Source organism: Arthrobacter sp. ISL-72, assembly GCF_018613755.1.
GTDB lineage: Bacteria > Actinomycetota > Actinomycetes > Actinomycetales > Micrococcaceae > Arthrobacter.
Window position 1 is genome coordinate 40,472 of the sequence record NZ_JAGGPP010000021.1, and the last position, 24,661, is coordinate 65,132.

At 66.7% G+C, this 24,661-nt stretch carries 23 protein-coding genes and 1 riboswitch; of the genes, 22 read left to right on the top strand and 1 reads right to left on the bottom strand.

Going from position 1 to position 24,661, the window contains the following annotated elements; all coding sequences use genetic code 11:
• The first annotated feature begins 6 nt into the window (after positions 1 to 6).
• From def to hisF, 12 genes are all read left to right on the top strand, one after another.
• Entirely contained in the window at positions 7 to 594 is a 588-nt protein-coding gene (def, locus tag J7I92_RS17120) for a peptide deformylase (protein ID WP_214842462.1), read from the top strand.
• A complete protein-coding gene (gene fmt / locus J7I92_RS17125; RefSeq protein WP_214842464.1) occupies positions 591 to 1,511 on the top strand; it encodes a methionyl-tRNA formyltransferase in 921 nt (306 codons plus the stop codon). The genes def and fmt overlap by 4 nt, the downstream gene beginning before the upstream one ends.
• Positions 1,508 to 3,052, top strand: a complete 1,545-nt coding sequence (locus J7I92_RS17130) for an RsmB/NOP family class I SAM-dependent RNA methyltransferase (RefSeq protein ID WP_214842466.1) — start codon at positions 1,508 to 1,510, stop codon at positions 3,050 to 3,052. Before fmt ends, J7I92_RS17130 begins: the two co-directional genes overlap by 4 nt.
• A 28-nt stretch (positions 3,053 to 3,080) precedes the next feature.
• Positions 3,081 to 3,773: a ribulose-phosphate 3-epimerase gene (rpe, locus tag J7I92_RS17135; RefSeq protein WP_214842468.1), complete on the top strand. Its 693-nt coding sequence runs from the start codon at positions 3,081 to 3,083 to the stop codon at positions 3,771 to 3,773.
• A 59-nt stretch (positions 3,774 to 3,832) separates the two neighbouring features.
• A riboswitch (FMN riboswitch) is annotated at positions 3,833 to 3,987 on the top strand.
• 143 nt (positions 3,988 to 4,130) lie between these two features.
• Positions 4,131 to 5,267, top strand: coding sequence for a bifunctional diaminohydroxyphosphoribosylaminopyrimidine deaminase/5-amino-6-(5-phosphoribosylamino)uracil reductase RibD (ribD, locus tag J7I92_RS17140; RefSeq protein ID WP_214842521.1), 1,137 nt, complete (start codon positions 4,131 to 4,133; stop codon positions 5,265 to 5,267).
• Complete coding sequence (locus J7I92_RS17145) at positions 5,267 to 5,935, top strand: riboflavin synthase (protein WP_214842470.1); 669 nt, start codon at positions 5,267 to 5,269, stop codon at positions 5,933 to 5,935. The genes ribD and J7I92_RS17145 overlap by 1 nt, the downstream gene beginning before the upstream one ends.
• Positions 5,932 to 6,648, top strand: a complete 717-nt coding sequence (ribB, locus tag J7I92_RS17150) for a 3,4-dihydroxy-2-butanone-4-phosphate synthase (RefSeq protein ID WP_396020408.1) — start codon at positions 5,932 to 5,934, stop codon at positions 6,646 to 6,648. The genes J7I92_RS17145 and ribB overlap by 4 nt, the downstream gene beginning before the upstream one ends.
• Positions 6,645 to 7,361, top strand: coding sequence for a GTP cyclohydrolase II (gene ribA / locus J7I92_RS17155; RefSeq protein WP_214842472.1), 717 nt, complete (start codon positions 6,645 to 6,647; stop codon positions 7,359 to 7,361). Before ribB ends, ribA begins: the two co-directional genes overlap by 4 nt.
• A 67-nt stretch (positions 7,362 to 7,428) precedes the next feature.
• Complete coding sequence (gene ribH, locus J7I92_RS17160; protein ID WP_214842474.1) at positions 7,429 to 7,914, top strand: 6,7-dimethyl-8-ribityllumazine synthase; 486 nt, start codon at positions 7,429 to 7,431, stop codon at positions 7,912 to 7,914.
• Between the two features lie 127 nt (positions 7,915 to 8,041).
• Positions 8,042 to 8,305 (top strand): phosphoribosyl-ATP diphosphatase, encoded by a 264-nt coding sequence (locus J7I92_RS17165; protein WP_028270786.1) that lies wholly within the window; start codon positions 8,042 to 8,044, stop codon positions 8,303 to 8,305.
• Between the two features lie 59 nt (positions 8,306 to 8,364).
• Positions 8,365 to 9,225 carry an ATP phosphoribosyltransferase gene (gene hisG / locus J7I92_RS17170; protein WP_214842476.1) on the top strand — a complete coding sequence of 287 codons (861 nt, stop codon included), beginning with the start codon at positions 8,365 to 8,367 and terminating at the stop codon, positions 9,223 to 9,225.
• A 59-nt stretch (positions 9,226 to 9,284) separates the two neighbouring features.
• Positions 9,285 to 10,061 carry an imidazole glycerol phosphate synthase subunit HisF gene (hisF, locus tag J7I92_RS17175; protein ID WP_214842477.1) on the top strand — a complete coding sequence of 259 codons (777 nt, stop codon included), beginning with the start codon at positions 9,285 to 9,287 and terminating at the stop codon, positions 10,059 to 10,061.
• Positions 10,062 to 10,113: 52 nt separating this feature from the next.
• On the opposite strand, the gene J7I92_RS17180 is transcribed toward hisF, so the two are convergent.
• Positions 10,114 to 10,758, bottom strand: coding sequence for a TIGR03085 family metal-binding protein (locus J7I92_RS17180; RefSeq protein WP_214842478.1), 645 nt, complete (start codon positions 10,756 to 10,758; stop codon positions 10,114 to 10,116).
• Positions 10,759 to 10,859: 101 nt separating this feature from the next.
• Between J7I92_RS17180 and hisI the strand changes: the two genes are divergently transcribed.
• The 10 genes from hisI to J7I92_RS17230 all read left to right on the top strand — a co-directional run bounded on the left by hisI (position 10,860) and on the right by J7I92_RS17230 (position 24,633).
• Complete coding sequence (hisI, locus tag J7I92_RS17185; RefSeq protein ID WP_214842479.1) at positions 10,860 to 11,351, top strand: phosphoribosyl-AMP cyclohydrolase; 492 nt, start codon at positions 10,860 to 10,862, stop codon at positions 11,349 to 11,351.
• A gap of 83 nt (positions 11,352 to 11,434) precedes the next feature.
• Positions 11,435 to 13,021 carry an anthranilate synthase component I gene (locus J7I92_RS17190; protein ID WP_214842480.1) on the top strand — a complete coding sequence of 529 codons (1,587 nt, stop codon included), beginning with the start codon at positions 11,435 to 11,437 and terminating at the stop codon, positions 13,019 to 13,021.
• The gene (locus J7I92_RS17195) at positions 13,021 to 13,659 is read left to right on the top strand and encodes a Trp biosynthesis-associated membrane protein (RefSeq protein WP_214842481.1); all 639 of its coding nucleotides are present in this window, start codon (positions 13,021 to 13,023) and stop codon (positions 13,657 to 13,659) included. The genes J7I92_RS17190 and J7I92_RS17195 overlap by 1 nt, the downstream gene beginning before the upstream one ends.
• A gap of 75 nt (positions 13,660 to 13,734) precedes the next feature.
• Positions 13,735 to 14,022: an HGxxPAAW family protein gene (locus J7I92_RS17200; protein WP_214842482.1), complete on the top strand. Its 288-nt coding sequence runs from the start codon at positions 13,735 to 13,737 to the stop codon at positions 14,020 to 14,022.
• Positions 14,023 to 14,024: 2 nt separating this feature from the next.
• On the top strand, positions 14,025 to 14,843 hold the full coding sequence (gene trpC, locus J7I92_RS17205) for an indole-3-glycerol phosphate synthase TrpC (protein WP_214842484.1): 819 nt from the start codon (positions 14,025 to 14,027) through the stop codon (positions 14,841 to 14,843).
• 83 nt (positions 14,844 to 14,926) lie between these two features.
• Positions 14,927 to 16,273, top strand: a complete 1,347-nt coding sequence (gene trpB, locus J7I92_RS17210; protein WP_214842486.1) for a tryptophan synthase subunit beta — start codon at positions 14,927 to 14,929, stop codon at positions 16,271 to 16,273.
• The gene (gene trpA, locus J7I92_RS17215; RefSeq protein WP_214842487.1) at positions 16,270 to 17,088 is read left to right on the top strand and encodes a tryptophan synthase subunit alpha; all 819 of its coding nucleotides are present in this window, start codon (positions 16,270 to 16,272) and stop codon (positions 17,086 to 17,088) included. Before trpB ends, trpA begins: the two co-directional genes overlap by 4 nt.
• A gap of 3 nt (positions 17,089 to 17,091) precedes the next feature.
• Positions 17,092 to 18,303, top strand: coding sequence for a prolipoprotein diacylglyceryl transferase (lgt, locus tag J7I92_RS17220; protein WP_214842488.1), 1,212 nt, complete (start codon positions 17,092 to 17,094; stop codon positions 18,301 to 18,303).
• Between the two features lie 263 nt (positions 18,304 to 18,566).
• On the top strand, positions 18,567 to 23,183 hold the full coding sequence (gltB, locus tag J7I92_RS17225; protein ID WP_214842489.1) for a glutamate synthase large subunit: 4,617 nt from the start codon (positions 18,567 to 18,569) through the stop codon (positions 23,181 to 23,183).
• Positions 23,176 to 24,633, top strand: a complete 1,458-nt coding sequence (locus J7I92_RS17230) for a glutamate synthase subunit beta (protein WP_214842490.1) — start codon at positions 23,176 to 23,178, stop codon at positions 24,631 to 24,633. The genes gltB and J7I92_RS17230 overlap by 8 nt, the downstream gene beginning before the upstream one ends.
• The last annotated feature ends 28 nt before the right edge of the window (positions 24,634 to 24,661 follow it).

The following is a 24,661-nucleotide window of genomic DNA, read 5'->3' on the forward strand; positions in this document are numbered from 1 at the left end:
TCGCATATGGCCATTTTGAATATCCGCATCATCGGCGACCCTGTGCTCCGCACAGTCGCCGATCCCGTGACGGAATTCGGGCCGGAACTCGCGAAACTTGTTGCCGACATGACCGAGACCATGGAAGACGTCGACGGCGCAGGCCTCGCCGCGCCACAGGTCGGCGTCAGCAAAAGGGTGTTCACCTACCGCATCGGCGGAGTGGAGGGCCACATCATCAACCCCGTGCTGGAAAACAGCGACGACTTCCAGCCTGATGAAGTGGAAGGCTGCCTCTCCATCCCGGGTCTTGGCTTCCCTGTCCGCCGGCGCCAGACCACCCGCGTCACCGGCGTCGACCTGCACGGCAACCCCGTCTCGGTGGACGGAGAGGGCATGCTTGCCCGCTGCTTCCAACATGAAACAGACCACCTTGACGGGATCCTGTTTACGGACAGGCTCGAAGGCGAAGACCGCAGGGCCGCCCTGCGCGCGATCCGCAACGCCAACTACGACGCCATCACCGAGAAGACGACGTCCAAGCGGGCGAAGACTGTCGGTTCCAGCTTTGGAGGCGGAAGCTTCGGCGGCGGCAGCTTCGGTGCGGGCGGGTGAGGGTTCTCTTCGCCGGCACGCCGGCCGTTGCGGTCCCGTCCCTCGATGCACTGGTGCAGGCGGGCTTTGACGTCGTTGCTGTCCTGACCCGTCCGGATGCGCCGATCGGACGCAAACGCGTGCTGACGCCGTCGCCCGTTGCCGCCCGCGCCACCGACCTTGGAATTGACGTGATCCATGCGGCCAAGGTGGATGCGGACGTCACCGCAACGATCGCCGCCCTCGCACCGGACATCGCAGCCATCGTGGCCTACGGCGGCCTGATCCCGCGCGCTGCCCTGGACGTACCCAGGCACGGCTGGATCAACCTGCACTTCTCCCTGCTGCCCGCCTGGCGGGGCGCCGCGCCCGTGCAGCGCGCCGTCATCGCCGGCGATGACATCACCGGCGCCGTAACGTTCCTGCTGGAAGAGGGCCTGGACACCGGTCCCGTGTTCGGCACCCTCACCGAATCGGTCCGCCCGGATGACACCTCCGGGGCGCTCCTGGAACGGCTTTCCCACAGCGGTGCCGTCCTGCTCTCGCAGACACTCTCCGCCATTGAGTCAGGACGGGCTGCTGCCGTTCCGCAGTCGGGCGAGGTGTCCCTGGCACCCAAACTGGGGATCGACGACGGCCGGATTGACTGGCGCGAACCTGCCCTGGCGGTCGGGCGAAGGGCCCGGGGCGTCACACCCGAACCCGGCGCATGGACCACCCTCGATGGTCAACGCGTAAAACTCGAGCCGGTGGTGCTCCGGAACGACGGCCCGGCACTGCAGCCGGGCCGGGTGCTGCTCCACGGGAAAAGCGTGCTGGTGGGCACCGGTTCGCACCCTGTTGAGCTGACGAGGATCCAGCCTTCGGGCAAAAAGATGATGGCCGCCGCCGACTGGGCGCGCGGACAGGCAGCACTGGAAGGCGTGGTATTCGAATGAGTGAGTCCGGAGCAGGCGGCAGCGGCCGCGGCAGGACATCCGGCCGTGGCCGGGACGGCAGCCAGCGGAACGCCCAGGGAAGGGAGCGCAACCGCGGCCCGAAGCGGAACTTCACCGAGAGCGCGCCATCCCAGCGCACACGGCGGGCCGATCCGGCGCGCCTCGTGGCCTTCGAAGTCCTGCGCGCCGTCGCCTCGGAAGACGCCTATGCCAACCTGGTGCTACCTGCCCGGATCCGCCACCACGGGCTGGACAAGCGGGATGCCGGGTTCGCCACCGAGCTGAGCTACGGGGCGCTGCGAGGCCAGGGAACCTATGACGCGGTCCTGGCCCGCTGCGTCGACCGGCCGCTGGACCAGCTGGACCCTGCCATCCTGGATGCCCTGCGGATCGGCGCCCACCAGCTGCTGGCCATGCGGGTGCCCGCCCACGCCGCCCTGGATCAGACCGTTGGGCTGGCCCGTGCCGTCATCGGCGCGGGGCCCTCCGCCCTGATCAACGCGGTGCTCCGGAAAGTCTCCGCCCGCACCCTCGAGGAATGGCTGGAGCTGCTCCTCAGCGATGAGCAGGACGAAACCCGGATTGCGGCCATCCGCCATGCCCACCCGGAGTGGATTGTTCGCGCCCTGAGGCAGTCACTCGTGGCTCACGGGCGCCCCGTCAGCGAAATCAACGACCTCCTCGAAGCGGACAACGCTGCCCCGGTGGTGAACCTCGTGGCGCTGCCCGGGCTGGGCAGCCTGGATGAGGCGCTGGAAGGCGGTGCAACCGCGGGCGAGCTCGTGGAAGGTTCGGCGCTCTCCAGCGGCGGGGACCTCGGCCGGCTGGCGTCGGTGCGTGAAGGCAGCACTAGGGTGCAGGACGTGGGCTCGCAGCTGGTGGCCCGCGCCATGGCAGCCGTGGATCTGGAAGGCGCGAATGCCGGGGCCGCCGGCGAAGGCGCCGAAAAATGGCTGGACCTTTGCGCCGGACCGGGCGGCAAGGCGGCGCTGCTGGGCGCGCTGGCCAGGCAGCATGGCGCCACCCTGCTGGCCAACGAACCTGCGCCGCACCGCGCCAAGCTGGTGCGGCAGGCACTCGCAGCGGTGCCACACGAAGTCTGGCATGTCCGGACCGGTGACGGCCGCGAAGTGGGCACGGAGATGGCGGGGACCTTCGACCGGGTCCTGGTGGACGTTCCCTGCAGCGGTCTCGGTGCCCTCCGGCGCCGGCCTGAATCGAGGTGGCGGCGCACGCCCAAGGACCTCGCGGACCTTGGCCCGCTTCAGCGAGAACTGCTGAAATCAGCGCTCGACGCCGTCCGCCCCGGGGGCATCGTGGCGTACGTGACCTGCTCGCCGCATCCAGCCGAGACCACCGCAGTGGTCACCGATGCGCTGCGCAAGCGCGATGATCTCGAGCTGCTCGATGCCGGCGCCGCGCTGGACACGGTGAGCCTGCCCGGCCACCTCGATGCGGGGCATGAACTGACGGCCCAGCTGTGGCCGCATGTGCACCGGACCGATGCCATGTTCCTGGCCATCATCCACAAAAAACCCTGATTCCTCCCATCACGTGAAAGGAGCCGTCATGGCTCAGTGCTGCATCAACCCCAGCATCCTCTCCGCCGACTTCGTCAACCTGGAGGCGGAGCTCAAGAGAATCAGCAACGCGGATGCGGTCCACGTTGACGTTATGGACAACCACTTCGTCCCGAACCTCACCATCGGCCTGCCCGTTGTCCAGCGCATCCAGGCCGTCAGCCCCGTGCCGCTGGATGCACACCTGATGATCGCCGACGCCGACCGCTGGGCCCCGGCGTACGCCGACGCCGGCCTGGCCTCGGTGACCTTCCACGTGGAAGCTTCCATTGCACCCATTAAGCTGGCCCGGGAACTGCGTGCCCGCGGGGCCAAGGCGGGCATGGCGCTGCGTCCCGGTACGCCGGTGGAGCCTTACCTGGACATGCTGCCGGAACTGGACCTCCTGCTGATCATGACCGTGGAGCCGGGTTTTGGCGGCCAGTCCTTCCTGGACCTGACGCTCCCGAAGATCCAGCGGGCCCGGGCCGCCATTGACGGCTCCGGCACCGGAGTGGCGCTGCAGGTGGATGGCGGGATCACCGAGGAGACCATTGTCCGGGCAGCCGAGGCCGGGGCCAATGTCTTCGTCGCGGGTTCAGCAGTTTACGGCGCGGAGGACCCGGCCACGGCGGTTGAACGGCTCCGGGCAGCCGGCTCGCGCCCGGTTTCCGCAGCGGGGCGCTCTGTTTCGGAATCATGACGGAGTCTGACGGGAATACCCGGAGCAGTCACTCAGTTGTGATTGAATAACAACACACACTACGTGCTCCGGGGTCGGTGTAAGTCCGAACCGGCGGTGACAGTCCGCGACCCGCGAGCCGGCACAGATCCTGAAAGGGAGCTGTTCCGGCGGACGGTTGAACCGGTGAAATTCCGGTACCGACAGTTAAAGTCTGGATGAGAGAAGCACGTACAGCTGTTACTGCTCTGCCTTTCAGGCGGTGCGGTACTGCGCTGTCGTATACCCCCGGAGCCCACGCGGTTTTCGAGGGAAGGAACGACGAACGCTTTGACGCCGCAGACTACAGCCATCTTCAGTGCTGCCGAGACCGATGCCATGGAGGCAGCCCTCGAGGCGGCGCTCCAGGGTCCCCGAGGGGCCAATCCGCTGGTGGGCGCAGTTGTGGTCGGATCCGACGGCCAGCCGCTGGTGACCGGCTACCACCGCGGCGCCGGTACGGCGCACGCGGAGGCTGACGCAATTGCCCAAGCACGCATGAAGGGCATCGGCCTTGCCGGCTCCACCATGGTGGTCACCCTCGAACCGTGCAACCACTGCGGACGGACCGGGCCGTGCGCCCAGGCCATCATCGATGCAGGCATCTCGTCGGTGGTCTACGCCGTGGATGATCCCCATGACCCCGCCGCCGGCGGAGCCGCAACCCTGCGGGCCGCAGGCGTCAGCGTGCGGTCCGGATTGTCAGCCCGCGCCGCCTTCGAGCTGAACCGACGCTGGTTTGAAGCGGTTCTCGCGCAGCGTCCCTTTGTTACCCTCCACATCGCCCAGACCCTGGACAGCCGCATCGCAGCGGCGGACGGTACGAGCCAGTGGATCTCCAGCCCGGAATCACTTGCTGACAACCACGCTCTGCGCGGGCGGGTTGATGCCATCCTGGTGGGCACCCAAACGCTCCTGGTGGATAATCCGCGGCTCACCGCCCGGGACGCATCGGGCGAGCCTTCGGGCCACCAGCCCCTGCGGGCGGTGATGGGTCTTCGCGGAATCCCCGACGACGCCGCCATTCACGGTGATGACGGCCGGGTGCTGCACCTGCCCACCCGCGATCCGCATGAGGCCTTGAAGCAGCTCTTCTCCGCCGGCGTACGCCACCTCATGGTTGAAGGCGGTTCCAGCATCCTGAGTGCCTTCCTCGCCGCCGGAGTGGTGGACGAGCTGATCATCTATCTGGCGCCCACCCTGCTCGGATCCGGCACGGCGGCTCTGGGCGACCTCGGCATCACCACCCTGGCCGACGCCCAGGGCTGGGACTGGGACCACGCCTCCGGGGGCGCAGTCCAGACCCTCGGCCGGGACCTCAGGCTGCACCTCTTCCCGCGCAACCCTGAACCGGCGGCTGAGGCTGCCCTGCCGGCCGAAGCCGGCTCCGAACTCCTTTCATCCCTTACACGCTCAACCAAACCCCTACCCCTACCGCACCGCAGCGGCGCGGGTACTGCCACAGGAGGCTACTGATGTTTACCGGAATTATCGCCGAACAGGGCAGGGTCCTGTCCGTGGAACGGAACGGCGACGTCAGCGCCACTGTACGTTTGCATGCTCCCGGAAGCACTGAAGGGCTTGCCCTGGGCGGCTCGGTCGCCGTGAACGGCGTGTGCCTGACCGCAACGGCCATTGACGGCAAGGACTTCAGCGTCGACGTCATGGGCGAAACCCTGGTCCGCAGCACCATCGGCGAGCTGGGTGCGGGCGACACCGTCAACCTGGAGCGCTGCGTCCCTGCCGGCGGGCGCCTCGACGGCCATGTTGTCCAGGGGCACGTGGACGGCGTCGGCGAACTCCTGGAGCGCGAAGCCCTGGGCAACTGGGACCGCTTGCGGTTCGGCGTACCGGTGCGGCTTGCCCGGTACATCGCCGAAAAGGGTTCCATCGCCGTTGACGGCGTGTCCCTCACGGTGACCGGAGTCAGCGACGCAGCGGAATCCGCCCCGTGGTTCGAGGTAGGGCTGATTCCGACCACCCTGGCCGAAACCGGCCTGGGGGCGAAGAGCATTGGCAGCAAGGTCAACCTCGAAGTGGATGTGCTGGCCAAGTACACCGAACGCCTGCTCGCCTTTGCCGGCGGCCCAGCCACCCGAAGCGCCGCCACCGGAAATGCCACAGGAACCGGAGACGTGAAGTGAACCAGCTCAAGCACACCCCTGAACTCAGTGCGGACCAACTGACCGTGGATGCCGGTACCGTCCTGGACCCGATTGAAGACGCCGTCAGGGCCATGGCCGCCGGCCTTCCGGTCGTGGTGGTGGATAACGAGGACCGTGAAAATGAGGGCGACATCATTTTTGCCGCCCAGCACGCCACCCCTGAACTGATGGGCTGGACCATCCGCTACAGCTCCGGCGTGATCTGCGTGCCGCTCGACGGGGCCCGGGCAGACGCCCTCCACCTCCCGCCGATGGCGGAGGTCAACGAAGACTCCAAGGGCACCGCCTACACGGTTTCCTGTGATGCGGCGGTTGGCGTCAGCACAGGCATTTCCGCGACCGACCGTGCAGTCACCGCCCGGGTGCTGGCCGATCCGGCCAGCACCCCAAACTCAATTACCCGTCCCGGGCATGTTTTCCCGCTTCGCGCCGTTAACGGTGGAGTGCGTGAACGCCCGGGACACACCGAAGCCGCCGTGGACCTGTGTCTGCTTGCGGGTCTGGAACCCGTGGGCGTGATCGCAGAGGTAGTGTACGACAACGGAGAGATGATGCGCCTGGACGGACTTCGCCGCTTCGCTGCAGAGCATGGTTGCCCCTTGGTCTCGATTGAGGACCTGGTGGCATACCTGGAGGCAGCCCGGCCCGGCGGACAGGCAACAACCCCGATGGGGAGCGAGGAGAAACGATGACGGCGCCTGAGGCACGAAATGACTTTGAGGGCAGCAGCATGCCGCATCCCGTAAGCGGCGGGCCCATTGTCCAGCTGCCCAGCGAATTCGGTGAGTTCGTGGCCCAGGCCTGGACAGACCTGGTAACGGGTGCCGAGCACCTCGCCGTCAGTTCGCCCCTTCCCCCCGTGGACGGCAAAGCGCCCTTGGTCCGGCTCCATTCGGAGTGCCTGACCGGGGATGTCTTCGGCTCCTACCGCTGCGATTGCGGCGAACAGCTGGCGTACGCCCTGGAGAAAATCAACGAGGAGGGCGGCACGCTGCTCTACCTGCGCGGCCATGAAGGGCGTGGCATCGGCCTGGCCAACAAGATCAAGGCCTACGCCCTGCAGGAAGCCGGCTTCGACACCGTGGAAGCCAACGAGCAGCTCGGCCTGCCCGTTGACGCGAGGCGCTACAACGCGGCCGCGCAGATCCTGGCCGAACTGGGCCTCCACGAAGTGCGGCTGCTGAGCAACAACCCGGACAAGCTGAACCGCCTCGCCGACGCCGGCGTCACCGTCGTCGAAATGGTTCCCACCGAGGTTCCCTCACGCGAACAGAACATCCGCTACCTGCAGACCAAAAAAGACCGGATGGACCACCGCCTTGTCCTGGACACCCGGGGCAGCGAACCGGTGACGGCCCTGCCGTCCGCCGGTCCGGCCGCCGCCTTCCAGCACGAACAAGACTAGTCAACACAGAACGAACTGATCAGCACAGATCGAACCTGATCAACACAGAAAAACCAGGAGACTTTAGATGAGTGGACACGGCGCACCGGAGATTGACCTCACCACCCTCGACCCGGCGGAGACGTCGCAGTTGAAGCTGGCCATCGTGGCAGCCAGCTGGCACACCCAGATCATGGACGGCCTGCTGGACGGCGCCCTGCGCGCCGCGAAGGACGCCGGGATTAGCAAGCCGACCGTCCTGCGGGTGCCGGGCAGCTTCGAGCTCCCCGTGGCCGCAGCGCGGCTGGCCAAGCACTTCGACGCTGTGGTGGCACTCGGTGTGGTGATCCGCGGCGGTACACCGCACTTCGATTACGTCTGCGAGGCGGCCACTATGGGACTGACGGACGTCAGCGTCAGCACCGGGGTTCCCGTGGGCTTTGGCGTGCTGACCTGCGACACCGAACAGCAGGGCCTGGACCGTGCCGGCCTGCCCGGCTCCAAGGAGGACAAAGGGCACGAGGCAGTCACCGCTGCGCTGGCCACGGCCGTGACGCTCAAGCAATACCGGTAGCCGCGCCCCTGCCTGTCCTGCTTGCTCCGGTGCTGTGTTGTGCGTTGGTGTGTATTACCTCACATCCCCGCCGTCATGGAAGTGCCCGACAGGCGGGGTCAGGCCCGGAGCAAGTAGGCTGGAGGGCGTGAAGAATTTCGAGACGCTGTTCGCAGAACTGAGTGAGAAGGCAGCCACCCGTCCGGCAGGCTCCCGCACCGTTGCAGAATTGGAGTCCGGAGTCCACGGCATCGGCAAGAAGGTCGTGGAGGAAGCCGCCGAAGTGTGGATGGCTGCCGAATACGAATCCGATGAGGCCGCAGCCGAGGAAATCTCCCAGCTCCTGTACCACCTGCAGGTTCTGATGCTGGCCAAAGGCCTGACTCTGGAAGACGTCTACAAGCATCTGTAGCCATGCTTCGCGTGGCCGATTGCCTGTAACCAAGACTTCCTAACCCAGAAAGACCCCTCATGCTGCGAGTTGCCGTCCCCAACAAGGGATCCCTGTCCGAAGCGGCTTCGGCCATGCTGTCCGAAGCCGGCTACCGCCAGCGCCGCGATACCCGCGAGCTGGTCATGGTGGACCCTGACAACGACATTGAATTCTTCTTCCTCCGCCCGCGCGACATCGCCGTCTACGTCGGGCAGGGAACGCTCGACGTCGGCATCACCGGCCGTGACCTGCTCCTCGACGCCGAGGTGGAGGCGGAGGAACTGCTTCCGCTGGGCTTCGCCGCCTCGACGTTCCGCTTCGCCGGCCCGGTGGGCGATTTCTCCGGAGCCGAACAGCTGGAAGGCAAGCGCCTGGCCACAAGCTATGACGGCCTCCTGCGCGGCTACCTCGCCGAGCGGGGCATCAACGCCAAGGTGGTCCGCCTGGACGGTGCTGTTGAATCATCGGTGCGCCTCGGCGTGGCGGACGCGATTGCCGACGTCGTCGAAACCGGCAACACTCTCAAGGCGGCCGGGATGGAGATCTTCGGCGAACCGATCCTCAAGTCCGAGGCAGTCCTGATCCGGCGCACCGGACAGGGCGGCGCCGCAAACGGCACGGCCAGGGAGATCGACGTCCTGATCCGCCGCCTGCAGGGCGTACTGGTCGCCCGGCAATATGTCCTGATGGACTACGACATCCGCAAGGAACTGGTGGAACAGGCTGCAGCGCTGACACCCGGCCTCGAATCGCCCACCGTCTCGCCGCTGCGCGATTCGGAGTGGGTTGCCGTCCGCTCCATGGTGCCCAAGAAGGAAACCAACCGGATCATGGATGAGCTCTATGACCTGGGTGCCCGTGCCATCCTGGTCAGCAGCATCCACGCCTGCCGCATCTGAGCCAGGCCCGCACACCGGGCCTCCACCGACTTCCTTCCAGCGAATCCTCAGGAGACATCATGGCTGTAGCAGTGCGCGTTATTCCGTGCCTGGACGTTGACGCCGGCCGCGTGGTCAAGGGCATCAACTTCGAAGGCCTACGGGACGCCGGCGACCCCGTTGAGCTGGCGCACCGCTACGACAACGGCGGGGCCGACGAACTGACCTTCCTGGACGTGACAGCGTCCTCAGGCAACCGTGAGACCACCTTCGATGTGGTGCGCCGTGCCGCAGAGGAAGTCTTCATTCCGCTCACCGTAGGCGGCGGCGTCCGGGGCGTGGCCGAGGTGGACAAGCTCCTGCGGTACGGGGCGGACAAAGCCTCGATCAACACCGCGGCCGTGGCCCGGCCGGACGTCATCGACGAAATCACCCGCCACTTCGGCTCCCAGGTCCTGGTGCTTTCGGTGGACGCCCGGCGCACCCGTCCCGGATCCGAACCCACACCCTCGGGCTTTGAGGTGACCACGCACGGCGGCCGGCAGGGGACCGGGATTGACGCCATCGCATGGGCACGTGAGGCAGCGGAGCGCGGCGTCGGCGAAATCCTGCTCAACTCCATCGACGCGGACGGCACCAAGGACGGCTTCGACCTCGAACTGATCCGCCTGGTCCGTGCCGCCGTCAAGGTGCCGATCATCGCCTCCGGCGGAGCGGGTAAGCCCGAACACTTTCCGCCCGCCGTCGCGGCCGGGGCGGACGCCGTCCTGGCGGCGTCGGTCTTCCACTTCGGGCCGATTGACATGATTTCGCAGGTCAAGACCGCCATCCGTGACGCAGGCTTCGAAGTCCGCTGAGGCAGCCGGCCATGGCAAACCCCCGCTGGAATTCCAACGGGGGTTTTTGCCGCTAGAGCCCGACTTCGGCTGACTGGAGGAGCGCGACGGCGTCGGGCTGGCCTTCGAAGGTCACCAGCGCATGGCGGGTCCGCCCGTGCGCGTGCATCAGCAGCTCGCCCGGTTCGCCGACGATGGCCACCGATACCGGCGCGCGCTTGGCGACATGGCGGGGGCCGGAGGGACGCACCAGCACGATGCCCAGGTCTACTCCGCGGTAAAGGATCGCTGCCCGCTTGACGAGTTCGTCCCAGAGGGCGTCCGAGTATTCCTCGTCCAGTGCCCGCGGTGCCCAGCGCTCCACGGCACGGCGGACGTCTTCGGTGTGCACGAAGTATTCGATGAGGTTGGAGCTCTCGGCGAGGGCCCTGATTCGCAGCGGCGACAGCGCCGGGGGACCTTCACGGAACGTGTTGACCAGCCGGTTGTAGTCATCGGCGCTCTCCAGCTTCGTGGCCAGCTTGGCAGTCGCCACATCGGAAGCTTTTGCCAGGCGCTTGATGATCAAACCTAGCCCGACGCCGGCCTTGCGTTCGCGCAGGTAAAGATGCGCGGCGAGGTCGCGCGTGCGCCAGCCCCTGCAGAGCGTGGGAGAGTCCGGACCGGCCGCCAGCAGGGTTTCGGCCAGTACTTCTCGGGACGGATCGACGAAATGCATCACTTGTGAAACTAGCACGAGAGGCCGCGAGTTGCGCAGTGGAAGCACCGCCGGATTTCGCGCTGATCGTCACACTGCGGCGAGGCACTAGACTTGGTCTGATGTCTGAGCAGCCCGCCCCCGCCCCAGTACCCGACGCCGTGCCATCGGCAGTGCGCGCTTCGGCGCCGAGCGCTGCGTCCGATGCCGCTTCCGCACCCGCAGCGGCAGGAGAAGCCGGCGTTCTGCCGGCCGAAGTGGCTGACGCCCTCAAGCGCGACGGCGCCGGCCTGGTAGCCGCGATCGTCCAGCAGTTCGACACCAACGAGGTGCTGATGCTCGGCTGGATGGACGACGAAGCGCTGCGGCGCACCATGACCACCGGGAGGGTGACGTTCTACTCCCGCTCCCGCCGGGAATACTGGCGCAAGGGCGACACCTCCGGCCACGTGCAATGGGTCAAATCCGTTGCGCTGGACTGCGACGGTGACGCCCTTCTCGTCCAGGTTGACCAGGTCGGCGCGGCCTGCCACACGGGTACCAGGACCTGCTTCGACGGGCGCGGGCTATCCGTGGTTTCCGGTGAAGCCAGCGTCAGCGGAAGCGCCAGCTAGCACTTGCCCGGCCCGTGCGGCGCAGCCGGACACCCACCCACACGATTCAGGCACGACTCAAGAACAGGCGGATCACCATAGCCATGCAGGACCTTGGAATCATCAGCCCGGGCCTCGAAGAATTCCGGGAGCTAGCCAGCCACAGCCGTGTCATCCCCGTCCGGCTCAAGGTACTGGCAGACGCGGAGACGCCCATCGGGCTGTACCGGAAGCTGGCAAACGGCCAGCCCGGCACCTTCCTGATGGAATCGGCCGCCGTGGGCGGTTCCTGGTCCCGCTACTCCTTCATCGGAGCCCGGTCCCGCGCCACGCTGACCACCAAGGACGGGCAGGCTCACTGGCTGGGCCAGCCTCCCGCCGGCGTGCCGGTCGACGGTAACCCGGTCGATGCCATCAGGGACACCGTGGAGGCCCTGCGCACGGACCGCTTCGACGGCCTGCCGCCCTTTACGTCAGGCCTGGTCGGGTTCCTCGGCTGGGAAACCGTGCGGCACTGGGAGAAACTCACCAGCCCGCCCGAGGATGACCTGGAACTGCCGGAGCTAGCACTTAACCTGGTCACCGACATGGCCGTGCACGACAACGTGGACGGCACCGTCCTGTTGATCGCGAACGCCATCAACTTCGACAACAGCTCGGAGCGCGTGGATGAAGCATGGCACGACGCCGTCGCACGCGTGAAGGCGCTCCTCGCCAAGGTCAGCACACCGGTTGAACAGCCAATTTCGGTGCTGGAACCCGCTGCGCTGGACTTTGCCTCCAGTGTCCAGGAGCGCTGGAACGAGCCCGAGTACCTTGCTGCGCTGGACCGCGGCAAGGAAGCGATCGTGGACGGCGAAGTTTTCCAGGTGGTCATTTCCCGCCGCTTCGAAATGGAGTGCGGCGCCGACCCGCTGGATGTGTACCGCGTGCTGCGGAACACCAACCCCAGCCCGTACATGTACATCTTCAGCCTCGAAGACGCCGCCGGCCGGCAGTACTCGATCGTTGGTTCCTCCCCGGAAGCCCTGGTGACAGTCACGGGCGAGGAAGTCATCACGCACCCCATCGCCGGCTCGCGTCCCCGCGGCAAGACGGTGGACGCGGACAAGGCATTCGCCGAAGAGCTCCTGGCCGACCAGAAGGAACGCGCCGAACACCTCATGCTGGTGGATCTGTCCCGCAACGATCTTTCCAAGGTGTGCGTTGCCGGCACGGTGGACGTCACGCAGTTCATGGAGGTGGAGCGCTTCAGCCACATCATGCACCTGGTCTCCACAGTGGTGGGCAAGCTTGCCCCCGCCGCCAAGGCCTACGACGTCCTCAAGGCCACGTTCCCGGCAGGGACGCTGTCGGGAGCTCCCAAGCCCCGCGCGCTGCGACTCCTGGACGAGCTGGAACCCCACCGCCGCGGCATCTACGGCGGCGTGGTGGGCTACCTGGACTTTGCCGGCGACATGGACATGGCCATCGCCATCCGCTCAGCACTGCTGCGCGAAGGCAGGGCGTACGTCCAGGCCGGCGGCGGAATCGTGGCTGACTCCGTCAACCCGACGGAGGCACTGGAAACCGTGAACAAGGCCGCTGCACCGTTGCGCGCCGTGCACACGGCCGGTTCGCTGCACAACATCACTGCGGACTCGGTGCCGGACCCGGGCCCGGCCGGCGGCCCCGCACCCGCAGGCAGCTGATGGGTGTTGTGGAAGGCAAAGCAAGCCGGCCGGGAAGCAAGCGAACCGGCGTCCCGGCGTGGGCCCGGAAGTCCTCGCTGGTCCTGATCATCGCGGCGACGGCCCTCGCGGCTTTCGGCACCACCACCCAGACCTGGCTGACCGTGCACCTGGACCCGAACCAGCTGGGCCAGGCGGTCAACAGCCAGGATGGCCTCCAGGTGCAGGGGAGCAAGGCAGCAACGACCGTCACCGCGCTGGCACTTGTGGCGCTGGCCGGGGGCCTCGCCGCCGCGATCGCGGGCCGGATTGCGCGCTGGGTCATTGCCGTGATCATTGTCCTGGCTTCCGCGGGCATCGTGACCGCCGCCGTCACGGTCATGGCAGACCCGCTCGCTGCAGCCCAAGGGTCCATCGCCGCCGCCACCGGAATCACCGGGAGCAGCGTCCAGGTGAGCGTTTCAGTGTTCCCGGCCCTCGCCGTCGTCGCCGGTATCCTGCTGGGCCTGAGTGCCCTGCTGATCATCCCGGCGGGCCGCCACTGGAAGACCCGGACCAAATATGACGCCGCGGCCGCCGGAACGGCCGGCGCGGCGGACGGCCCCGCGGATGAGATCGACAGCTGGGACAGGCTGTCCCGGGGTGACGATCCCACGTAGGCCGGGCTGGCCGATGTCCAAGGCACGGCCAAAAAATGGCAGAATGTAAGCAGTATCCATCCTGAGGAGATTTCCATGAGCAAAGCCACTGTTTCCGCATCCAAATCCGCTGCTGCCGAAAAACTCAACATCGGCGTGGACCACAGCGTGGACCTCGGCCACGGCAACAGCCCGGCAGCCTGGACCTGTGTGATTGTTATGCTGATCGGCGCGCTCGTTGCATCCATCGCATTCGTCATCGCCAGCACCCCCATTTTCATTGCCGGTGCCGCTGTAATGGTCATCGGCCTGCTCCTCGGGTGGATCATGCGCAAGGCCGGCTACGGCGTGGACGGCAGCAAGCTCAAGAACTCCGGCCACTAGCAGTGACTGTTCTCGATGACATCAATGCCGGTGTCAGGGAGGATATGGAGGCCCGCCGTCGTCTGGTTTCCCTCGACGAACTGAAGGAACAGGCTGCAGCTGCCACCCCGGCCCGTGACGCCTGGGCAGCCCTCGGCGGCGCTTCCGCGACGCGGAACGAGCTGAAGGTCATCGCCGAAATCAAGCGGCGCAGCCCCTCCAAGGGCGACCTGGCGAGCATCGCTGACCCAGCCGAGCTGGCCGTGCAGTATGCCGACGGCGGTGCTTCCGTCATCAGCGTCCTCACCGAACAGCGCCGGTTCAACGGGTCCCTGGCAGACTTCGACGCCGTCCGCAAAGCCGTGGACGTGCCGTTGCTGCGCAAGGACTTCACCGTTGACGAGTACATGATCTGGGAAGCCCGTGCCCACGGCGCGGACCTGATCCTGCTGATCGTGGCGTCGCTGAGCGACGCGGAGCTGCGCGACTTCACCCAGCTCACCCGTGAGCTGGGCATGAACGCGCTGGTGGAGACCCACACGGCCGAAGAGATCGAACGCGCCGTCGCCGCGGATGCCCGCATCATCGGGGTGAACGTCCGGAACCTCAAGACGCTCGACGTTGACCGTTCCGTCTTCGCCTCCCTCGCCGGCGGCATCCCTCCCGAAGCGGTCATCGTGGGCGAGTCCGGAGTCCGCGGCGTGGACGACGTCCGTCATTACGCCGCGAGCGGCGCCAACGCCATTCTGGTGGGCGAAGCACTCGTGAGTGACGACACCCCGCGCCAGCGGATTGCCGAATTTACCGCTGCCGGGGCGGAAGCCATCGCAGCACGGGTCTGACAACCGGGACGCCCGGCGGCAGAGCGCTGCAGCCGGCCGTCGCCCGAAATTTCTTAGAACAGTGGAACAGGATGGTGAGACCGATGGTCGACGCGCCAACAACCGGCTCTGATGAGGGCGCCGCGGACGCATTTCTTCAAGGAGACCGGTCCCTGCGCCACGCGCCGGGCCCGTATTTCGGCTCCTACGGCGGGCGCTGGATGCCCGAATCCCTCATCGCGGCGCTGGATGAGCTGGAGGACACCTTCGAAAAGGCCAAGGCCGATCCGGAGTTCGTCGCCCAGATTGCGGACCTGAACAAGAATTACTCCGGCCGCCCGTCCCTGCTCACCGAGGCCAAGCGCTTCGCCCAGCATGCCGGGGGAGTCCGCGTCTTCCTTAAGCGCGAGGACCTGAACCACACCGGCTCGCACAAGATCAACAATGTGCTGGGGCAGGCACTGCTCGCCAAGCGCATGGGCAAGACCCGCGTGATCGCCGAAACCGGCGCCGGACAGCACGGCGTTGCCAGTGCCACCGCTGCCGCCCTGCTGGGACTGGAGTGCGTGGTGTACATGGGTGCGGAGGACACCCGCCGCCAGGCGCTCAACGTGGCCCGGATGGAACTCCTGGGCGCCACGGTCATCCCCGTGACCAGCGGATCGCAGACCCTCAAGGACGCCATCAACGAGGCCCTCCGCGACTGGGTGGCGAACGTCGGCCACACCCACTACCTCCTCGGCACGGCCGCCGGAGCCCACCCGTTCCCGGCCATGGTCCGCTATTTCCACGAGGTCATCGGCGAGGAAGCCCGCGCCCAGATCCTGGACCAGGCAGGCCGGCTGCCGGACGCCGTCTGCGCCTGCATCGGCGGCGGCTCCAACGCCATCGGCATCTTCCACGGCTTCCTGGACGATCCGTCGGTGAAGATCTACGGCTTCGAGGCCGGCGGCGACGGAGTGGACACCGGACGCCACGCCGCCACCATCACGCTGGGCAAACCCGGCGTGCTGCACGGCGCACGGTCCTACCTGATGCAGGACGACGACGGCCAGACCATCGAGTCGCACTCCATCTCCGCAGGACTGGACTACCCGGGCGTCGGCCCGGAGCACTCCTACCTTGCGGACATCGGACGGGTCACGTACGAGCCCATCACGGACAGCGAAGCCATGGACGCCTTCCGGCTCCTGTGCCGGACCGAGGGCATCATTCCCGCCATCGAGTCCTCCCATGCCCTGGCCGGAGCCATCAAGGTGGGCCAGCGGCTGGCGGCGGAAGCTGACGCGGCCGGCGCGGGCGAGGCTGCCGGGAAGGCATCCGACAAGATCGTCATCGTGAACCTGTCCGGCCGCGGCGACAAGGACGTGGCCACGGCCGCTGAATGGTTCGACCTGCTGGACAAGAATTCCGCAGAGGCCGAGATTGGCAAAGAGGGGGAGCAGCTGTGACCGGCGTTCAGGACATCACCAGCACCAGCAAATCGGCGGCCGCCATTGACAAGGCACGCGCTGAAGGGCGGGCGGCCCTCATCGGCTACCTGCCCGCAGGCTATCCCGACGTGGAGCAGACCATCGCGGCCGGCATCGCGCTGGCAGAGAACGGCGCCGACCTGATCGAGATCGGCATTCCGTACTCCGACCCCGTCATGGACGGCCAAGTCATACAGGCCGCCACCACCGAGGCACTCGCCAAGGGCTTCCACGTCCGCCAGGTGTTCGACGTGGTCCGCGCCATCACCAGCAAGACCGATGCCGCCGTCCTGGTGATGACCTACTGGAACCCCGTGATCCGGATGGGCGTCGATGAGTTCTCCCGCCGGCTGGCCGAAGCCGGGGGAGCAGGGCTCATCACGCCCGACCTGATTCCCGACGAAGCCGCCGAATGGATGGCCGCCTCCGATAAGTACGGGCTGGACCGCGTGTTCCTCGTTGCGCCGTCCTCCTCGCCGGAGCGGATGAAGCGCACAGTGGACGCCAGCCGCGGCTTCGTCTATGCGGTGTCCATTATGGGCGTCACCGGTGCCCGGGAATCCGTGAGCAGTGCCGCCGAGGGCGTTGTGGCTGCAGCGCACGCGGCCGGAGCGGAACGGGTGTGCGTCGGGCTCGGGGTTTCCAACGCCGGCCAGGTTCGCGAGATTGCGGCCTACGCGGACGGCGTGATCGTGGGCACCGCCCTGGTCGCCGCCATCCGCGACGGCGGCGTGGATGCTGTCGCCGCCCTGACCAAAGACCTCAGCACCGGCCTCACCAGGGAAGAAGCCTAAACAATGCATACTGTCCTCCACGCGGCGGCCATGCTCCCCGCCAGCATTCCGAGCCCGGACTGGTCCGGGTTCGACATCCCGCTGCCGTGGGGGTCGCTGCGCATCCACGCGTACGCGCTGTGCATCCTGGCCGGAATCGTGGTCGGCCTGTGGCTGACCTCGGTCCGCTGGACCAAGCGCGGCACTCCGGAGGGCAGCCTGTGGGACATCGCCATCTGGGCGATTCCGTTCGGCATCATCGGCGGCCGCCTTTACCACGTGTTCTCGTCCCCGGACGCATACTTCGGACCCGGCTTTGACGGCACCGGCGACCTCTCCCTGATCCCGCAGATCCAGCGCGGCGGACTGGGGATCTGGGGTGCCGTCCTGCTCGGAGCCGTGGGCGCCTGGATCGGCTGCCGACGGGCGGGGGTCAAGCTCACCGCATTCCTGGACGCCGCCGCCCCCGGACTGCTGCTGGCCCAGGCCGTGGGCCGCTGGGGAAACTACTTCAACCAGGAACTTTTCGGCGGCCCCACCACGCTTCCCTGGGGCCTGCAGATCGACGCCGACAACGCGAACTTCCCGGCGGGGATGCCCGCCGACACCCTGTTCCACCCGACCTTCCTGTATGAATCGCTGTGGAACCTCGCGGGCGTCGTGATCCTGCTGGCACTGGACCGGAAGTTCAACTTCCGCCGCGGACGGCTGTTCTGCCTTTACGCCATGTATTACACGCTGGGCCGGGTCTGGATTGAAGCCATGCGGATCGACGATGCGGAACAGATCAGCCTATTCGGCATCACCACCCGCCTCAACGTCTGGACCAGCATCTTCGTCTTCCTGGCGGCACTGGTGGTGTTCGTTGTGCTGGGCCGCCGCAGGCGGGACGAGCCGGACACCCCGTTCCTCCCCGGCCACGTTCCGGCGGATCGGGACGGGGAAGCCGGCCTGACACCGGGGCAGAACCATGCCCGCGAGAACGACTACGGCGACGACTTGGCAGCAGTTCCGGCCAACGGCAAAAGCATCCGGCATTCGGACAAGAGTGTCTCAGATAGTGGGTCCCGTGGTAATCTCCCAGATAACCAAAACGGTCCGGGCCGCACTTCCGCCCAAACTGAAGCGGTGGCGGATCCGTCTGCCGGCACCCGGTCCCCCAAGGGCCTGCCGGCCGAAGGAAAACCGACTCACCAGGATTCCGGATCCGCGTCGGACACTGACGGCACCAAGTAGTCAGCGCCGGCAAACCGGGCAGCAGAGCTACCGCTCGCAGCGCCCGTTCCCACAGCGTCGTGGTACAGGGCCCCCTTCCCGTCAGCATAGAGCTGCCGCCGAATCAAGCCCGGGTCAGAGGCCTGCGTAACTGTTAGTTCAGCAGGCCGGGCTGACCTACAATTTCCAGTAAGTAACACTTTGTTGTGCCCGTCACACAGGCACCGCGAGTGGGGCCAACGTTGTCCCTTCCATACGCACGATCAGGAGGAAGGACGTCTCCCATGACCCAAACTCTTCACAGCCCCAGTTGGTCCGACCCGGATCAGCCCTCGGCCGCCATGTCACCGTTCAAGCGGTTCGCGGCGCTGCCGGAGGCGGCCGGACTCTACAACCCGGAGCAGGAGAAGGACGCCTGCGGCCTCGCCATCATCGCCACGCTGCGTGGTGAACCCGGCTATGACATCGTCGACGCCGCCCTGACCGCCCTGCGCAATCTTGAGCACCGCGGCGCCGTAGGCGCCGACGAAGGAACGGGCGACGGCGCCGGGCTGCTGATGCAGATCCCGGACGAGTTCTTCCGCGCCGTCACGGAGTTTGAGCTCCCGGCCCCCGGACAGTACGTTGCGGGTACTGCGTTCCTGCCGGCCGAGCAGCGCGAAGCCGACGCCGCCAAGGCAGGCATCGAAGGACTTGCCGCCGACGAGGGCCTGACCGTCCTGGGCTGGCGTGAAGTCCCGGTCGTGGCCGACCTGGTCGGTGCCATGGCCCGGGCCTGCATGCCGTACTTCTCCCAGCCGTTTTTTGCCTCCAGCACCGGGAAAGTGCTGGAGCGCAACGAACTGGACTCCCGTGCCTGGCGCATCCGCAAGCGTGCCCAGAACAAGTTCGGCGTGTACTTCCCGTCGCTGTCCTCACGCACCATCGTGTACAAGGGCATGCTGACCACCGCCCAGCTGGAGCCGTTCTACCCGGACCTGTCAGACAAACGGTTCAAAACCAAGCTGGCGATCGTCCACTCGCGCTTCTCCACCAACACCTTCCCGTCCTGGCCGCTGGCCCAGCCGTTCCGCACCATCGCCCACAACGGTGAAATCAACACCGTCAAGGGCAACCGGAACTGGATGCGCGCACGCCAGTCGCAGCTAGCCAACCCGCTGCTGGGGGATTCCCCCGAAGAGCTGTACCCGATCTGCACGCCCGGCGCCTCCGACTCGGCGTCGTTCGATGAAGTGGCCGAGCTGCTCTGGCTGTCCGGGCGCCCCATCACGCACTCGATCATGATGATGATCCCGGAGGCCTGGGAAAACCACGCCACGATGGATCCCGCCCGCAAGGCGTTCTACGAATACCACTCGCTGCTGATGGAACCGTGGGACGGCCCCGCCGCCGTGTCCTTCACCGACGGCAGCCTGGTGGGCGCAACGCTGGACCGCAACGGCCTGCGCCCCGGACGCTACTGGATCACGGAAGACGGACTGGTGGTGTTCGCCTCCGAGGTGGGCGTCATCGACGTCGAACCTTCCAAGGTGGTCAAGAAGGGCCGCGTCTCGCCGGGCAAGATGTTCCTGGTGGACACCGAAGCCGGCCGGATCATCGACGATGAAGAGGTCAAGGCCGAAGTCGCCGCTGCCAACCCGTGGGCGGAGTGGGTCAAGGACAACCTGATCGACCTCAACGAACTGCCGGAACGCGAGCACGTGGTGCACACGGCTGCCTCCGTGAACATCCGCCAGCGGACCTTCGGCTACACCACCGAGGAACTGAAGATCCTGCTGGGTCCGATGGCCCGGACCGGTGCCGAGCCCCTCGGCGCCATGGGTTCGGACACCCCGGTGGCCGTGCTGTCCAAGCGCCCCCGGCTCCTCTTCGATTACTTCGTGCAGTCCTTCGCGCAGGTCACCAACCCGCCGCTGGACGCCATCCGCGAAGAGCTGGTCACCTCCCTGACCTGCGCCATCGGCCCCAACGGCAACCTGCTGGACACCAAGCAGGTCCGCCAGCCGCAGGTTTCGCTGCCGTTCCCGGTGATCAACAACGACCAGCTCGCCAAGATCGCCAACATCGAAAGCCCCGACGGCGACAAAGTCGCCATGAAGGTCCGCGGCCTGTACCGCCCCGAAGGCGGCGAGAACGCCCTGCGTGCCCGCCTGACCGAAATCTGCGAGCAGGTTTCCGGTGCCATCAACCGCGGCGTGCAGTACGTGGTGCTCTCGGACCGCGACTCGAACGCCCAGTGGGCGCCGATCCCGTCGCTGCTGCTTGTCAGCGCCGTGCACCACCACCTGCTGCGCAGCGCCAACCGGACCAAGACCGCGCTGGTGGTCGAGGCCGGCGACGTCCGCGAGACGCACCATGTCGCAGTCCTGATCGGTTACGGCGCCTCCGCGGTGAACCCGTACCTGGCCATGGAATCCGTCGAACAGCTCATCACCACCGGTGATGTTGTCGGCGTGACCCCGCAGGACGGCGTCTACAACCTGATCAAGGGCCTCGGCAAGGGCGTCCTGAAGATCATGTCCAAGATGGGCATTTCCACGGTGGCTTCCTACACCGGTGCCCAGACGTTCGAAGCCCTCGGCCTCGGCCAGGAACTGGTGGACGAATTCTTCGCCGGAACGCACTCCCAGCTCAGCGGCGTCGGCCTCGACGTCATTGCTGCTGAAGTGTCCGCACGGCATCAGATGGCCTACCCCGAAGGCGGCATCGAGCAGCCGCACCGGCCGCTCCTGGGCGGCGGCGAGTACCAGTGGCGCCGTGACGGCGAGCCGCACCTGTTCAACCCGGAGACCGTCTTCCGGCTGCAGCACGCTACGCGTGAACGCCGCTACGACATCTTCAAGTCCTACACCAAGGGCGTGGACGACCAGTCCGAGAACCTCATGACCCTCCGTGGCCTGCTGAAGTTCAAGACCGGTGAGCGCCCCGCGGTGCCGCTTGAGGAAGTGGAGCCCGTCTCCAGCATCGTCAAGCGCTTCTCCACCGGCGCGATGAGCTACGGCTCCATCTCGAAGGAAGCCCACGAGACCCTGGCCATCGCCATGAACCGGCTGGGCGGCAAGTCCAACACCGGTGAAGGCGGCGAGGACGTGGACCGCCTGCTGGACCCCGAGCGCCGCTCGGCCGTCAAGCAGATCGCCTCCGGGCGCTTCGGTGTGACCAGCCTGTACCTGAGCAACGCCGACGACATCCAGATCAAGATGGCGCAGGGTGCCAAGCCCGGCGAAGGCGGCCAGCTGATGGCGCAGAAGGTCTACCCCTGGGTTGCCCGGACGCGGCACTCGACTCCGGGCGTCGGACTCATTTCCCCGCCGCCGCACCACGACATCTACTCGATCGAGGACCTCGCCCAGCTCATCTATGACGCGAAGCGTGCCAATCCCTCAGCCCGCGTGCATGTCAAGCTCGTCTCCGAGGTGGGCATCGGCACAGTTGCCGCCGGTGTCACCAAGGCGAAGGCCGACGTCGTACTGGTTTCCGGCCACGACGGCGGTACCGGCGCCTCGCCGCTGAACTCGCTCAAGCACGCCGGTGTTCCGTGGGAACTGGGCCTCGCAGAGACCCAGCAGACCCTGATGCTCAACGGCCTGCGCGACCGCGTTGTGGTGCAGGTTGACGGCCAGCTCAAGACCGGCCGCGACGTCGTGATTGCGGCGCTGCTCGGCGGCGAGGAATTCGGCTTCGCCACGGCACCGCTGGTGGTGGAAGGCTGCATCATGATGCGCGTCTGCCACCTGGACACCTGCCCGGTGGGCGTCGCGACGCAGAACCCCGAACTGCGTGCCCGCTTCAGCGGCAAGCCGGAGTTCGTGGTCAACTTCTTCGAGTTCCTGGCCGAGGAAGTCCGCGAAATCCTTGCCGAGCTCGGCTTCCGCAGCATCGAAGAGGCCATCGGCCACGCCGAGATGCTGGACACCCAGGAGGCCATCAGTCACTGGAAGGCCGAAGGGCTGGACCTGGACCCGATCCTGCACGGGCTCGAGTTCGACGACGACGCGCCGCTGCGGAACCTGACCGGCCAGAACCACGAGCTGGACAAGCACTTCGACCAGCGGCTCATCACCATGGCCGCCGAGGCTCTGACGGACCGCAGCCCGGTGAAGATCTCGGTTGACGTCATCAACACGGACCGCTCCGTCGGCACCATGCTGGGCCACGTAGTGACCAAGACGTTCGGCACGGACGTGCTGGCCACGGACACGATCGACATCACGCTGAACGGTACCGCCGGTCAGTCGCTGGGCGCCTTCCTGCCCGCAGGCATCACCCTGCGCATGTTCGGCGACTCCAACGACTACGTGGGCAAGGGCCTCTCTGGCGGCCGGATTATTGTCCGCCCGGACCGCACCAACGTGTTCCAGGCGGAAAGCAACGTGATCGCCGGCAACGTGATCGGCTACGGCGCCACCAGCGGCGAGTTGTTCCTGCGCGGCCAGGTGGGCGAACGCTTCCTGGTCCGCAACTCCGGCGCCACGGCCGTTGTTGAAGGCATCGGCGACCACGGCTGTGAGTACATGACCGGCGGCCAGACGCTGATCATCGGACGCACCGGCCGCAACTTCGGCGCGGGCATGTCCGGCGGTACGGCGTACGTGCTGGACCTGCGGATCACCCGTGTGAACAAGCAGGCGCTGGAGTCCGGCGAGCTGCAGCTCCGCGAGCTGGATGCCGAAGACCGCGACATCGTGCACGGCCTCCTGGTCAAGCATGTCGAGGAAACCGAGTCGCTGCACGCGCAGCGTCTGCTCGAAAACTTCGACGACACCGCTGCCCGCATTACCAAAGTCCTGCCGCGCGACTACGCGGCCGTATTGCAAACCCGACTTGACGCGATCGAAGAGGGCCTGGACCCCGACGGCGAAGAAGTTTGGTCTCGAATCCTGGAGGTGACCGGTGGCTGATCCACGCGGATTTCTGAAAGTACGTCAGCGTGAAACCCAGCCACGCCGTCCCGTTCCCGTCCGCATCATGGACTGGAAGGAAGTTTACGAGGCCCAGGAAAAGGGTGTCCTGAAGAGCCAGGCCGGCCGCTGCATGGACTGCGGCGTGCCGTTCTGCCACCAGGGCTGCCCGCTGGGCAACCTGATTCCCGAGTGGAACGACCTCATCTGGCGGGACAAGGGTGAGGAAGCGATTGAGCGGCTGCACGCCACCAACAACTTCCCGGAGTGGACCGGCCGGCTGTGCCCGGCACCCTGCGAGGCGTCCTGCGTGCTGGGCATCAACCAGCCCGCGGTAACCATCAAGCAGGTTGAGGTCTCCATCATCGATCAGGCCTTCGACAATGGCTGGGTCAACCCGCTGCCGCCGCACCGCCTGACCGGCAAGACGGTCGCCGTCGTTGGTTCCGGCCCCGCGGGCCTGGCCGTGGCCCAGCAGCTGACCCGAGTTGGCCACACCGTCGCCGTGTACGAGCGTGACGACAAGATCGGCGGGCTCCTGCGCTACGGCATTCCGGACTTCAAGATGGAAAAGGAGCAGGTGGACCGCCGTCTTGAGCAGATGAAGGCCGAAGGCACCCGTTTCCGGACCGGAGTTGCCGTGGGCACCGACGTGACCTGGGAACAGCTGCGCCGCCGGTACGACGCCGTCGTGGTTGCCACCGGTGCCACCGTGCCCCGCGACCTGCCGATCCCGGGCCGCGAGCTCGAAGGCGTGCACTACGCCATGGACTATCTTGTTCCCGCCAACCGCGTAGTTGCGGGGGAGCAGGTGGAAAACCAGATCCACGCCAAGGGCAAGCATGTTGTGATCCTGGGCGGCGGCGACACCGGCGCGGACTGCCTAGGTACTGCCCACCGCCACGGTGCAGCGTCCGTGACCACTTTGGCCATCGGCAAGCAGCCGCCGGTGGAGCGTGCCGGGCACCAGCCGTGGCCGACGTTCCCCACGCTGTTCGAAGTGGCCAGCGCGCACGAGGAGGGCGGCGAACGCACCTACCTTGCGTCCACTGTTGAGTTCGTCGGCGAAAACGGCAAGCTCACGGGCGTGAAGGTTGCCGAGACGGAATTCGTGGACGGCAAGCGCCTCCCCAAGGCCGGCACGGAGCGGATCATTGCCGCTGACCTGGTGTTCCTGTCCCTGGGCTTCACCGGTGCGGAGCCTGCCGGCATCACCGAGCAGGTGCACGCCGAATTCGACGGGCGCGGCAATGTGGCGCGTGATGGTTACTACATGACTAACACCGAGGGTGTGTTCGTTGCCGGTGACGCCGGCCGCGGGCAGTCGCTCATTGTGTGGGCCATCGCCGAAGGCCGTGCCTGCGCTGCAGCTGTTGACAAGTTCCTGATGGGGACCACGATCCTGCCTGCCCCGGTCGCCCCGACCGACCGGGCGATCGCCGTTCTCTAGTCACAACGCTCTAGTCCTAAACGGGGGA

Excerpts from the sequence above, each read along its gene's own strand:
- def (WP_214842462.1), top strand. The coding sequence starts at position 7 with ATGGCCATTTTGAATATCCGCATCATCGGCGACCCTGTGCTCCGCACA.
- J7I92_RS17130 (WP_214842466.1), top strand. The coding sequence starts at position 1,508 with ATGAGTGAGTCCGGAGCAGGCGGCAGCGGCCGCGGCAGGACATCCGGC.
- rpe (WP_214842468.1), top strand. The coding sequence starts at position 3,081 with ATGGCTCAGTGCTGCATCAACCCCAGCATCCTCTCCGCCGACTTCGTC.
- ribD (WP_214842521.1), top strand. The coding sequence starts at position 4,131 with ATGGAGGCAGCCCTCGAGGCGGCGCTCCAGGGTCCCCGAGGGGCCAAT.
- J7I92_RS17145 (WP_214842470.1), top strand. The coding sequence starts at position 5,267 with ATGTTTACCGGAATTATCGCCGAACAGGGCAGGGTCCTGTCCGTGGAA.
- ribA (WP_214842472.1), top strand. The coding sequence starts at position 6,645 with ATGACGGCGCCTGAGGCACGAAATGACTTTGAGGGCAGCAGCATGCCG.
- ribH (WP_214842474.1), top strand. The coding sequence starts at position 7,429 with ATGAGTGGACACGGCGCACCGGAGATTGACCTCACCACCCTCGACCCG.
- hisG (WP_214842476.1), top strand. The coding sequence starts at position 8,365 with ATGCTGCGAGTTGCCGTCCCCAACAAGGGATCCCTGTCCGAAGCGGCT.
- hisF (WP_214842477.1), top strand. The coding sequence starts at position 9,285 with ATGGCTGTAGCAGTGCGCGTTATTCCGTGCCTGGACGTTGACGCCGGC.
- J7I92_RS17180 (WP_214842478.1), bottom strand. The coding sequence starts at position 10,758 with ATGCATTTCGTCGATCCGTCCCGAGAAGTACTGGCCGAAACCCTGCTG.
- hisI (WP_214842479.1), top strand. The coding sequence starts at position 10,860 with ATGTCTGAGCAGCCCGCCCCCGCCCCAGTACCCGACGCCGTGCCATCG.
- J7I92_RS17190 (WP_214842480.1), top strand. The coding sequence starts at position 11,435 with ATGCAGGACCTTGGAATCATCAGCCCGGGCCTCGAAGAATTCCGGGAG.
- J7I92_RS17195 (WP_214842481.1), top strand. The coding sequence starts at position 13,021 with ATGGGTGTTGTGGAAGGCAAAGCAAGCCGGCCGGGAAGCAAGCGAACC.
- J7I92_RS17200 (WP_214842482.1), top strand. The coding sequence starts at position 13,735 with ATGAGCAAAGCCACTGTTTCCGCATCCAAATCCGCTGCTGCCGAAAAA.
- trpB (WP_214842486.1), top strand. The coding sequence starts at position 14,927 with ATGGTCGACGCGCCAACAACCGGCTCTGATGAGGGCGCCGCGGACGCA.
- lgt (WP_214842488.1), top strand. The coding sequence starts at position 17,092 with ATGCATACTGTCCTCCACGCGGCGGCCATGCTCCCCGCCAGCATTCCG.
- gltB (WP_214842489.1), top strand. The coding sequence starts at position 18,567 with ATGACCCAAACTCTTCACAGCCCCAGTTGGTCCGACCCGGATCAGCCC.